Source organism: Dyadobacter sp. Leaf189, assembly GCF_001424405.1.
Taxonomy (GTDB): domain Bacteria; phylum Bacteroidota; class Bacteroidia; order Cytophagales; family Spirosomataceae; genus Dyadobacter.
Genome location: NZ_LMPS01000004.1, coordinates 152,125 through 164,902, shown reverse-complemented (window position 1 = coordinate 164,902; position 12,778 = coordinate 152,125). Strand labels below are relative to the sequence as shown.

General features: G+C 49.6%; 7 protein-coding genes. 2 read left to right on the top strand and 5 right to left on the bottom strand.

Going from position 1 to position 12,778, the window contains the following annotated elements:
• Window positions 1–29 precede the first annotated feature (29 nt).
• The 5 genes from ASG33_RS10005 to ASG33_RS25940 all read right to left on the bottom strand — a co-directional run bounded on the left by ASG33_RS10005 (window position 30) and on the right by ASG33_RS25940 (window position 7,937).
• A complete protein-coding gene (locus ASG33_RS10005; protein WP_056283865.1) occupies window positions 30–3,206 on the bottom strand; it encodes an efflux RND transporter permease subunit in 3,177 nt (1,058 codons plus the stop codon).
• A gap of 38 nt (window positions 3,207–3,244) precedes the next feature.
• Window positions 3,245–4,354: an efflux RND transporter periplasmic adaptor subunit gene (locus ASG33_RS10000; RefSeq protein WP_056283862.1), complete on the bottom strand. Its 1,110-nt coding sequence runs from the start codon at window positions 4,352–4,354 to the stop codon at window positions 3,245–3,247.
• A 42-nt stretch (window positions 4,355–4,396) separates the two neighbouring features.
• Window positions 4,397–5,761 carry a TolC family protein gene (locus ASG33_RS09995; RefSeq protein ID WP_056283859.1) on the bottom strand — a complete coding sequence of 455 codons (1,365 nt, stop codon included), beginning with the start codon at window positions 5,759–5,761 and terminating at the stop codon, window positions 4,397–4,399.
• A gap of 344 nt (window positions 5,762–6,105) precedes the next feature.
• Window positions 6,106–7,803 (bottom strand): sodium:solute symporter, encoded by a 1,698-nt coding sequence (locus tag ASG33_RS09990; RefSeq protein ID WP_056283855.1) that lies wholly within the window; start codon window positions 7,801–7,803, stop codon window positions 6,106–6,108.
• Window positions 7,800–7,937, bottom strand: a complete 138-nt coding sequence (locus tag ASG33_RS25940) for a hypothetical protein (RefSeq protein ID WP_200942751.1) — start codon at window positions 7,935–7,937, stop codon at window positions 7,800–7,802. Before ASG33_RS25940 ends, ASG33_RS09990 begins: the two co-directional genes overlap by 4 nt.
• Window positions 7,938–8,124: 187 nt before the next feature.
• Between ASG33_RS25940 and ASG33_RS09985 the strand changes: the two genes are divergently transcribed.
• On the top strand, window positions 8,125–9,885 hold the full coding sequence (locus ASG33_RS09985; protein ID WP_082489176.1) for an alpha-L-rhamnosidase C-terminal domain-containing protein: 1,761 nt from the start codon (window positions 8,125–8,127) through the stop codon (window positions 9,883–9,885).
• Between the two features lie 25 nt (window positions 9,886–9,910).
• Window positions 9,911–12,751: an alpha-L-rhamnosidase gene (locus ASG33_RS09980; protein ID WP_056283853.1), complete on the top strand. Its 2,841-nt coding sequence runs from the start codon at window positions 9,911–9,913 to the stop codon at window positions 12,749–12,751.
• Window positions 12,752–12,778 lie beyond the last annotated feature (27 nt).

Sequence of the window (12,778 nt, the reverse complement as noted above, 5' to 3'; positions counted from 1 at the left end):
GCTCCGTTTTAAAATATTATGCCGGTTGATCAGACTGCTGCCGGCTCAGTGGCTGGTGTAGTACCATCGTCTTTCTTTTGGTGCCCTTTTTTGCCCATTGCCAGCTTTTCAATGGCAACAAACAAGACAGGTACCACGAAGATTGCCAGCGAAGTAGCGGCAAGCATCCCGCCGAACACGGTCCAGCCAATTGTCTTGCGTGACTCGGCTGCGGCGCCGCTCGCAAATGCAAGCGGAAGTACCCCGAGGATAAATGCGAGCGAGGTCATAATAATTGGTCTCAGACGCAGCTGTACCGCTTCCAGCGTAGCTGCTACCAGTTCCATTCCATGGTCGACGCGCTCTTTCGCAAATTCGACAATCAGGATCGCGTTTTTGGCGGCGAGACCGATCAGTGTAATCAAACCGATCTGTGCGTAAATATTATTAGACAGGTTCGGAAGGAAGGTCAGCGTCAGGATTGATCCGAATGCCCCGATAGGTACAGCGAAAAGAACCGAGAATGGGATAGACCAGCTTTCGTAGAGCGCAGCCAGGAACAGGAACACGAACACGATCGAAATAGCGAAGATCGTGGTGGTACTGTCGCCCGCTTTAATCTCCTCGCTACTCATACCCGAGAATTCGTAGCTGTAACCTGCCGGCAACTTTTGGGCAACTTCGCGCAAAGCCTGAATTGCCTGGCCCGAGCTGTAACCCGGCTTGGGCGTACCATTGATCTCGACTGAACGGTAAATGTTATAGTGAGAAATCAATGCAGGGTTTTCTACCACTTTGGATGTAACCAGCGCACTCAGCGGGATCATGTTCCCGGCCTGGTTACGCACGTAAAACTTCTGAATTTTATCAAGAGAAGACCGGTAACTGCTGTCGGCCTGCACCATCACGCGGAAGTTACGGCCGTAAAGGTTGAAATCGTTCACATAGCTGCTACCCAGTAATGTCGAGAGCGAACTGAATACGTCAGATACCCTTACACCCAACTTTTTGGTTTTCTCACGATCTACATCGATCTGATAACTTGGTGTCCTTGCATTGAAGAAAGTATAAGCCATCGCGATTTCAGGGCGTTTGTTGACCTCGCCCAGGAAGCTGCGCATGACGCCTTCAAACTGCTGGATGTTGTCGGTACTTGTAGACTGCTGCAACTGGAATGTGAAACCGGAGGTAGCACCGAGACCTGGGATCGCGGGCGGCGCAATAGCCAGTACCCTTGCTTCTTTAATGTCGGCAGTTTTCTGCTGGATCTGCTTGATCACAGCCTGCACGTGGTGTTCGGCTCCTTTACGGTCAGCCCACGGCTGCAAGCTCAAAAACAGGGTACCTACGTTGGATTTGTTTGAGAAGCTAACTACGTTAAGACCAGCCAGACCACCTGAAACGCGTACCTCAGGAATAGTACCAATGCGTTTCATGATTTCTTTAAGCATCGCAATGTTACGTGTTGTCGACGTCGCTTCCTGCATTTCATAAGTTACAAAAAGGCGGCCTTCATCTTCCACAGGGATAAATCCGGAAGGTTTGTTTTTGAACAAAAAGAAAAGACCTACGAACAAACAAACCATCATGACCAGCACGAGCGGCGTAGCTTTGATCCATTTGGAAACACCACGTGTATAGCCGAGGGATACCTTATCAAACCACCTGTTGAACCGATCGAAGAATTTCTCCAATGCATTTTTCTTGTCACTTGCTCCTTTGGAAGGTTTCAGCATGATCGAGCACAAGGCCGGTGTCAGCGACAAAGCAACAAATGCAGAAAGCAATACAGAAACCGCGATGGTAATCGCAAATTGTTGATAAAGCCTTCCTACAATCCCGGGGACAAAGCTTACAGGAACAAACACTGCTGCAAGGATCAATGCGATCGCGATAACGGGCCCGGAGATATCTTTCATCGCCTGGATCGTTGCCTCTCTCGGCGACATTTTCTTCTCATCAATATAATGCTGCACGGCCTCGACCACCACAATCGCGTCATCGACGACAATCCCGATAGCCAGTACGAATGCAAATAATGTCAGGGTATTGATCGTAAAACCGAACGGAATGAAAAATATCAGGGTACCGATCAGCGAAACGGGGATCGCGAGGATCGGGATCAAAGTTGCCCGCCAGTTCTGCAAGAACAGGAACACCACGATTACCACAAGGATCATCGCTTCACCGAAGGTTTTGAGTACCTCCTCAATAGATACCCGTACCACGGTGGCAGTTTCATTAGGGATAACGTAGTCGATGTCTTTCGGGAAAGTCTTTTTCATTTCCTGCAAAGCCTTCATCACACCGTCGTAAGTCGCCAATGCATTGGCACCGGGCGCCTGATAGATCAACACGAAAGCAGCCGGCTTACCTTGTACGAATGCATTGGATGCATAGTCAAACTTACCCAGCTCGACACGCGCCACGTCACGCAGGTACACCACGCTTCCTTCTTCAGGAGAGGCGCGAACGATGATGTTGTCAAATTGTTCTTTGGTATTTAAACGGCTGTTTGTCAGTACACTGTACTCGAATGTCTGCGTGCCGGGCTGCGGGTTTCCACCAATGGTACCGGCAGCAACCTGCAAGTTTTGCTCGGCCAATGCAGCCGAAACATCAGCGGGTGTCATGCGGAGATTGGCCAGCTTGTCGGGATCCAGCCAGATACGCATACCAAAATCATCTGCTCTGGATACGATATCACCAACTCCTTTTACACGCTGTAATGCATCTTTCAGGTAAATGTTGGCATAGTTACCGATGAACTGTGCGTCGTGGGTACCGTTCGGCGAGTACAAGGCCAGAACGATCATGATACTCGGCTGGCGTTTCCGCACGGTAAGTCCGAGGCGCTTAACCGCGTCTGGCAATGTAGGCTCAGCCACACTCACCCGGTTCTGCACGTCCAATGCGGCAATGTTTACGTCAGTACCCACGTCGAAAACAACGTTAATGCTGCTTTGCCCGCTGCTGGTCGAGTTACTTGACATGTAAGTCATACCCGGCGTACCATTGATCTGTGTTTCAATGGGCGTCGTGGTAGTTTGCTCGACCGTCTGGGCATCTGCTCCCGTAAAGTTACCACTCACGGTGACGGTGGGAGGGGTCACGTCGGGGTACTGCGCCACCGGCAGGATCGTCAGGGCGATCAGGCCCACCAGAACCAGTACCACGGAGGTAACGATGGCTGTGACGGGTCTTTTTATAAAAATATCTGCAATCATTTTTACTGGATTATATTAAATGCGATAAGAGGACCGGATCAATTACCTTCTTTGATAACTGCTCCTTCTCTCAGATTTTGCACGCCTTCAACAGCGATTTTTTCTCCTTCTTTAAGTCCTTCCTTCACGATCACATTGGAGCCGATTGCGGTTCCCAGGGTAACCCTGCGCTGGCTTACCTTGCTGCTGTCGCCTGCCACGTACACGAAGAACTCGCCGAGTTGTTCGGTAACGGCTTTGTGCGGGATCACCACGGATTTGGCAGCCGCATTGTTGAGCACGCGCACTGTTCCGCTCATGCCGGCGCGCAGGCTGTTATCCTGATTGGCAAACACCAGCCTGGCTTTGATAGTACCTGTCTGCGGATCCACTGCTCTGTCCAGTAAGGCGAGCTTTCCGGGTATCGGATAAATGTCAGCGCCGAATTTCAATGTAAAAGTGGAATCGCTGGACTTAGCATTTTTCAGCAGTGTCGAGAAACGGTAAATCTCTTTCTGGTCAACATTGAAGTCAACTGCAAGCTGGTTGTCGGTAGAAACGGTGTTCAGGATAGTCTGCCCGGCAGATACTGCAGCGCCAACTTTAACGGCCGAAATGCCGATCACACCATCAAACGGAGCTTGTACCTGAGTGTACCGCACGCTTGTCTGCACCGCCTTGATATTCGCTTTGGCAGCTTCTGCCTGTCTTTTTGCTACTTCAAGCGCCGCGTCTGCATTGTCCACCAATTGTTTGGCGACAGCGTCATTTTTTTCGAGCTCGTGGTAACGGTCTGCATCCTTTTGTGCGCGGGCCAGGTTGGCTTCCTGTACATTCAGGTTAGCAACCGCCTGATCATAGTTGGCGTTATAAAGCTGCGCGTCGATCGAGTAGAGCAGCTGGCCTTTCTTAACCCTCGCGCCATCTTTGAAATGAATGCCGGTGACAAAGCCTGTTACCTGCGGGCGCAGCTCTATTTCGTTCAATGGCACAACTGTGCCGGGATACTCGTCATAATAAGAAGCTTCCGTGGTAGTCACCTGCTCCATTTTAACTGCTACCGCCGGTGGCTGCATAGCCTGCTGTTGCTGCTGGTCTTTTTTTCCGCAAGCCGCTACGATGAGTAGGAGGGCTGCAACCGGATAATATTTCATGGTACTTTTGAGCATAACTGGGTAATTTCTATTGATATCTGTTATAGGGTCGGTTGCTTAGAGGTAGTTGATCTGTCCGAGCGCTTTCTGCACATCGATTTTGCTGGCAAGTACCTGATACAGCGCATTGTAATAGTTGATCCTCGCTAGTCTCAGATCCGTTTCTGAGGTAACTACTTCCAGGTAAGTCTTGATACCCGATTTATATTGAAGCTGGATCACATCATACACTTCCCGCGCCAGGTCCACATTTTCTTTCTGCGCCAAAAGGTCGGTCAGGTTGCCTTTGTAGTTGGCCAGTGCGGCTGCGTATTCGGCATTAACATTGTTCTGAAGTCCTTTTACATCCCAGTCCAGTCTTCTCAGCTGCCATTCGGCCTGCCTCAGATTCGCTTTTCTCTTGCCTCCCTGGAAGATCGGCAGTGACAATGTCAGGAGCCCGAAAGAGTTAGGGTAGTTTTTGCTATACAAATCGGTAAACTGGTTATTCTGAAAGTTCAGGTTATATGCCCCGTTCAAAGAAATGTTAGGCAGGTAGCTCCATTTGTTATACTGGATATTGGCCTCCTGCAGCTTGCGCTGGGTAGAAAGGATCTGGTACTCTATCCGCGTCGTGAAATCCACGCTCTGCAAGGTGTCCATCATGACGTCCCGCTCCATTTGCAGGGTATCGTAACTGATATTAAGCGCCTTGTCGAGCGGGTAGCCCATCAGGGATTTGAGATACTCAATTTTTGCCTTCAAAATCTCCTCATTGCCTTTCTTGTTGGCGCGGGTGTTGTTGAGGGAGATCGTAGCCCTTTTGTAGTCGATTTTATCTGCAATGCCTGACTTGTACTGGTTTTCGGCATCGCGCAAGCTTCTTTCCAGGCGGATAATGTCCTCTTCGGCCACGTCAACCTGCTGGGAAGTGGCTATTACGTCGTAAAACGCTTTGGAAACATTTACGGCAAGGTCTGTTTTATTGTTGGCCGTATTCTGACTAGCCGCCAGCTGCACGTCGCGCCTGGTCTGGTTGGCGAGCAATACATCGCGGTTGAATATCTGTTGCGACAAGGTAAACTGTGCGGCAGAAATGTTTTTCACACCAAGCTTAACAGGGTTTCCCGCGATAATGCTGGTTTGCACGATAAAGTTGTGCTGCAGATTGTAATTAAAATTGATCTGCGGGTACCAGTCGGCGAGGCGGCTTCTGATCTGGTTTTCGGTAATGCGCTCATCAATCAGCGACTGCTGGATAACAGGCTGGTTCTTGATTGCGTAGGCAACAACATCCTGCAATGTGGCTTGTTCAAGTACGGGCGCCTGATCGGCTGGCCTCGTAATCGCCTGGCCAATAAGTACGTGAAAAGAGTTCAATAACAGGACTGCCGAGCCAACTGCCAAACGCAATAGTTTTTGTGGCTTTGACCAATACTTCATTTAGTAAATGATTTTGAATAAAAAAGATAATGTGATCTGCAAACTGGATTGTACTAACACGAGCTGAATGTCGTCAGCTGTCTGCGGGTACAAACAGCAGATCAAACCTTAGAAGGAAGGAGAAATGCGGCAACATACTGGGAAACATTAAGGTAAAATCTTGTAACAAACGGTTACATAGAAGGGGTGGGGAAAAGCTTCCAAACAACCCAATTGCATTTATTAAGGATTAAAGCGTAAGAATAGTTTCAAGCCTAGAGTGGAAAAAGCCGCTATAAGCGGCATTTTCTTTAAAGAATTTTATAAAAAAAGGGAATTGTGCTGAATGCGTCAGGAATGAGTTATCAAGCGGACTGCCGGGCAGGCTCAGGCCAGATAGACTCGATGATCCACGCGAATGTGATCACCAGCACGCAGCCAATGAGGTTCAGCCACAAAAAGGCCGTCAGCTCTGTCATATAGCTTATCACCACGAATATCTCCCCAAGTACACTACCCCAGAACACCGCGCGGCTCCCGATTTTCCTGAAATAAAATGCAACGAGGAAAATGCCGAGGATCACCCCGTAGAACAGGGAACCCAGAATGTTAACCGCCTCAATCATACTGCCTAACCGGGAAGCGTACTGGGCAACGAAAATGCAGAAGACACCCCAGAAAAACGTAGCCCAGCGTGAAGCTTTCACATAGTCGCGGTCATCACTGTCTTTCCGGATCATCCTTTTATAAATATCAACAACAGTACAGGAAGCGAGCGAGTTGTAGGCTGATGCCACCGAGCCCATTGAAGCCAGTAATATCACCGCGATCAGCAGCCCGACCATTCCTACGGGCAGGTAGTCGATCACAAAACGAAGGAAAATGTAGTTTACATCGTTGATGTCGCTACCGTCTGCCTTGGAGAGCAGCGTTTTGGCATCTGCCCTCAGATCATTGACTTTCTTGTCCATTGCAGCCAGCATATCCCCGTTTTCACGGATCGCTTTATGATCGTCTTCCCGCAAAGCCTTGGTCAGCTGCATCACGTAAGGCCGCTTTTCGCCCTGGACCTGCTCATGTTTTCTTTCCAGCTCCTGGTACTGGGCAGCATACTGGCTTGTTTTCACCTTATCCACAACAGTCTGATTAAAGAACAGCGGCGGGGTATTGAACTGATAGAATGCAAAAACAAGTACGCCGACAAGCAGGATCAGAAATTGCATCGGTATTTTTAAAAGCCCGTTCATTGCCAGCCCAAGCTTGCTTTGTCCCTGGGAGCTGCCGGTCATGAATCTGCCCACCTGCGACTGGTCGGTACCGAAATAGGAGAGTTGCAGAAAAAAGCCACCGATCAATCCGGACCATACATTATATCGGTTATTAAGATCAAAGCTGAAATCGATCAGGTTAACCTTGCCCATTTTACCGGCTACGTGCACCGCGTCGGAAAAGGACACATTTTCGGGGAGGAACTTGACGACCATTACGCCGGCTACCACCATCCCGACAGTAATAATGCCCATTTGCTGCAAATGCGTGTGAGATACTGCCTGCGAGCCGCCGGCTACCGTGTATAGCATTACAATACCGCCGGATATAATGTTGGTCCAGGTAATATCCCAGCCCAGGATCGCAGACAGAATCAGTGAAGGTGCGTAAATGGAAAGGCCGGTGGAAAGGCCGCGTTGTAATAAAAACAAAAAGGCAGTAAGTCCTCGGGTACGAAGATCAAAACGGCTTTCCAGGAATTCGTAGGCGGTAAAAACTTTCAGCTTACTGAACTTCGGGACGAATGTAATGCAGAGCACTACCATCGCCAGCGGCAGTCCGAAATAGAACTGGACAAAGCGCATGCCGTCTGTGTAAGCTTGTCCGGGTGCCGAAAGGAATGTAATGGCACTGGCCTGCGTGGCCATGAGCGACAATGTCACGTGGTACCACGGCATTGACTGTCCTGCCAGCAGAAAAGAGTCAACCGTCTGTTTCTGGCGGCTGCGGTATATTCCGTAACAAACAACAAATATTAATGTAAGGGAAAGTACAATCCAGTCAAGGTAGTTCATTGAAAGTGTCTCATAAAAAGATAGAAGAGCAGGATCAACACAGCCAGTGTGCCGATCATCACGATATAGAGCTGTCGCCAGCTATTGACAAACGGGGGAAGTCCGTCGCGCGGGTTGTTTTCCTTCACATTCATGGCCTGGGTGGTTTAGGCGGTGCGTCAAAATTAGAGGTAAAAGCAGCACTGACAAAATTGTAACGGTTTTTAACTGCTTTTAGCGTATAGTGCCCGAATGCGGCGCGGGCAGCAGGACACAACAGGCTAGTTTGTAAAACTATAATCATTTATTTTCCTGCAATATTACAATCTATCCTAAGCCTTTATGTTCAAAAAGTACTTTCCATTGCTGGGGTCAGCGCTACTGTTTTTTGCGCAAACGGCAGATTCGCAGAACCTTCCACCGATTTTTGACCAGACTTATCAGAGTCAGAAAGATTCCCGTGTAAAGCATTACCTCACGCCGCAGCGGATCGTGTGGAGTTCTGACAAAACAGGAACCAGCGTCATAGATGCTCAAAAACTGCTGGTGAAAGGATCGGGGCAGGCGGACCTGGTGCATCAGAATTATTGCAGGATGATCAGTAATGGGGAACAAAAGCCGGGTATCCTGTTTGATTTTGGAAAAGAAATTCAAGGCGGCATTCAGCTCATTACCGACCAGCCGGCTAATAAGAAGCCGATCCGCATTCGAATCCGTTTTGGAGAGTCAGTAAGCGAGGCGATGTCGGATATAGACACGGTTTCGGGCGCGACGAACGATCATGCAATGCGCGATTTTGTGATAGAAGTGCCCTGGCTCGGCAGCATGCAGGTCGGTAACTCCGGTTTCCGTTTTGCACGCATTGATCTGGTGGATCCCAACAGGGAATTGCAGCTGAAAGAGGTCCGGGCGGTTTTCGAATTCAGGGATATTCCTTATCTGGGCTCATTCAGGTCAAGCGACGACAGGATCAACGAGATCTGGAATGTAGGCGCTTACACCGTGCACCTGAATATGCAGGAATACCTCTGGGACGGGATCAAACGCGACCGGCTGGTGTGGGTAGGGGATATGCACCCGGAAGTAATGACGATCAATACGGTTTTTGGTAAAAATGAAGTCGTAGCCAAGTCACTCGACCAGGCGCGCGACATTACGCCGCTGCCGGGCTGGATGAACGGGATCAGTGCCTATTCCATGTGGTGGGTTTTGATTCACAGGGATTTATATAAAAACCAGGGTGATTTTGAATATTTACGCAAGCAGCAAAAGTACCTGGTTGGTCTGCTGGATTTGTTGATCCAAAAAACAAAAGACAATAAAGAAAACCTGGATGGAACACGTTTCCTGGACTGGCCTTCCAGCGAGAATCCGCAGGGTATTCACGCCGGCTTGCACGCAATGATGGTGATGACGCTCGAAGCAGGTGCTGAGCTGTGCACCATACTGGACGAGCCTGTGCAGGCTTCCAAATGCAAATCCACAGCTGCTCAGCTTAAACTATATGTACCTGAAATAAACGGTTCCAAACAAGCGGCCGCTCTTCTTTCTATGGCCGGACTTGTTGATCCGCAGAAAGCCAATGCAGACGTGATCGCACAAGGCGGCTGCGAGCGTTTCTCAACCTTTTACGGGTACTATATGCTTCAAGCCAAAGCGAAGGCAGGAGACTATGCCGGCGCGCTGGACTGTATACGCAGCTATTGGGGCGGCATGCTGGATATGGGCGCTACTACTTTCTGGGAAGATTTTGATCTGGCCTGGACCAGGAACGCAGCGCCTATTGACGAGCTGGTACCTGAAGGGAAAGATGATATCCACGGCGATTTTGGCGCTTATTGTTACAAAAACCTGCGCCACAGTCTTTGTCACGGATGGGCGTCGGGACCAACTTCCTGGCTTTCAGAGCATGTTTTGGGTGTAAGTATCGTTGAACCCGGCTGCAAGACGATCCGCATTAAACCCAACCTGGGTGATCTTGCCTGGGCGGAAGGTACTTATCCCACGCCAATGGGCATTGTAAAGATCCGGCACGAAAAGCAGGCAAACGGCAGCATTAAATCTTCCATCGACGCGCCGAAAGGGGTGAAGGTACTTCGCTAATTCAGGTTAGTTCTTCTATTATCTTATGAAAAAATACTTTTTGGCATTAGCAATTATGGTTACTGCCACGGGAATGAAAGCTGCCGGGCTCACTGCCTCCTATTTACGGTGCGAATACAAGGAAAATCCGGTTACGGATGTACCCGCGCCCCGGCTGAGCTGGGAGCTTTCCTCCAACCAGTCAGACCAGCTGCAAACGGCTTACCAGATCATTGTCGCCAGTTCTCAAAATGCGCTTAACGAAAGCAAGGCAGATCTTTGGAATTCAGGAAAAACAGCTTCCCGCGCCACTTACCAGGTTGAATATGCCGGAAAGCCGCTGAAATCAGGGCAGAGATGCTACTGGAAAGTACGCAGCTGGGATAAGAACGGCGTCGCTGGTCCGTGGAGCCAGGTGGCGCGCTGGGAAATGGGGCTGCTTGATAAATCAGAATGGAAAGCTGAGTGGATCGGTCTGGACCTGGATCACCTGGGAAAAGGCAAAGTGTACCATCTACCGCCAGCGCCTTACCTGCGGAAAAAGGTGCAGGTTAAGCCGGCGATCAAACGGGCAACCCTGCACGTGACGGCGCTCGGTCTTTATGAATTTTCAATCAATGGGAAAAAGATAGGGGATGCTTTTCTGACGCCCGGCTGGACGGATTATGATAAGAGGGTTTACTACCAGACTTACGACGTGACAAGTAATCTGAAAAGCGGTGCCAATGCACTGGCTGCGCAGCTATCATACGGCTGGTACGCAGGGTATCTTGGTTATTCATTATTGGTTCAAAATCCCGTGGTGCGCGCATTTTACGGTAAAGTGCCGCTCCTGAAAGCCCAGCTTGAAATCAGCTATCAGGATGGAACCAGCGAGACGCTTGTGACCGATCAAAGCTGGAAAGCGAGTCAGGGTGCGCTCCTGGAATCTGATCTTTTGAATGGAGAAACTTACGATGCCCGCCTGGAAGAAAAAGGTTGGAATACAGCGGGTTTTGACGATCAGAAATGGAAACCAGCGCAGGTATTCCCGGATAAGCCAGAGCGGAAATTGCAGGTTTATCCAGGTCCGCCGGTGCGGATCACCCAAACAATTGCGGTGAAAACAACAAATCGGCGGCCTGACGGCTCTTACATTATGGATATGGGCCAGAATTTCGCGGGTATTGTCAGGCTGAAAGTCAAAGGCGCGGCAGGAGATACCATACAGTTGCGTTTTGGCGAAAAGCTGCATCCTGATGGAAGACTGATGACTGAGAATTTACGAATGGCGCGCGCCACTGATACTTACATACTCAAAGGTGACCCGAATGGAGAAATCTGGGAGCCGAAATTTACATTCCACGGATTTCAGTTTGTCCAGATCAATGGCCTTCGGCAGGCACCCGATAGTCAAACGCTGACCGGACTTGTGATCGGATCAGATACTCCCAAAGTAGGCACATTTGAAACAGATAATGCGATGGTCAATCAGCTTTACAGCAATATTGACTGGACGCAGCGCGCCAATTACATCGACATTCCCACAGACTGTCCGCAGCGTGACGAGCGGATTGGCTGGACTGGTGACGCGCAGGTTTACGTAAAATCAGCCACTTTTAACCGCGATGTTGCTTCATTTTTTACCAAATGGGTAGTAGACCTCAACGATGGTCAGCGTGAAAACGGCGCCTATCCACTCTACGCTCCTGCGCCGGACCTGCGCAAAACCGACACCTTTTCACCCGGTTGGATGGAAGCGGGAATCATCTGTCCATACCAGATTTATCGTGCTTACGGCGATACGCGCATGATCAGCCAGGGCTGGCCTTATATGACAGCCTTCATGGATTTTTTGGAAAAAAGAAGTAATGGAGCATACGTTTTCAAGGAAAATGCATTTGCTGATATTGATCCCAAAGGCGGTTTTGGCGACTGGCTTTCATTTGGCAAGAAAACGCCGCCTGATCTGCTGGCTTCTTTTTACTATGCGTATTGCGCCGACTTAATGTCCGAAATGGCGGAGGCAACCGGCAATATTAAAGGCAAACAGCATTTTACAGCAACTGCGGCGAAAGTCAGAAAGGCGGTTTTGGCGCATTATACCGACTCAGAAGGCCGTTTTAAATGTGATCAGAAAGCCTACGGAGATGGTGCAGGTTATGTGGATGGTGCACTTGGTTTTACCGGTCACACCCAGACTGCGTATGCAAATGCGATTTATATGAATATCATTGATCCAGCTGAAATGAAAAAATCAGGAGATAGGCTGGCTGAGCTGCTGAGGGAGAATGGCGGAAAGCTGGCGACAGGTTTTCTGGGGGCTAAGCCGCTGCTCCCGGCGCTTTCGGCTACCGGTTATTCTGATATGGCTTACAAGCTGTTTCTCAGCAAGGAATTCCCGTCGTGGGGTTTTGAAGTTGAAAACGGGTCTACGACCATCTGGGAACGCTGGGACAGCTTTACCAAAGAAGATGGGTTCAAATACAATGCGGCAATGAACTCGTTCAGTCACTATGCATTCGGCGCGGTTTGTGAGTGGATGTTCGGCAATGCGGCGGGTATCAAAGCTACCCGGCCGGGCTTTGCGGAGTTTGACATCCGGCCCGAGATCGCACCCGACGGAATGGGGCGGGAGGGTATCAGCCGGCTTGCAGCCAGTTTGCGGACAATGAACGGGATGATCGTTTCTGAATGGGCAAAAACACAGAACGGACTCACGATGAAGGTTGTAGTACCTGTGAATACAAAAGCCCGGATATACATTCCGCGATTCAGCGAAGGTCAGATTTTTGTGAATAGCCGCGAAATCAACCAATCGAAACAGGTGAAGATTTTGGGAAAAGAACAGGGGTACACACTTGTGGAGGTGGGCTCAGGAACCTACGAGTTTATCGCGCCGCATTGATGTACTTTCAATTTATTTGTTAACTTT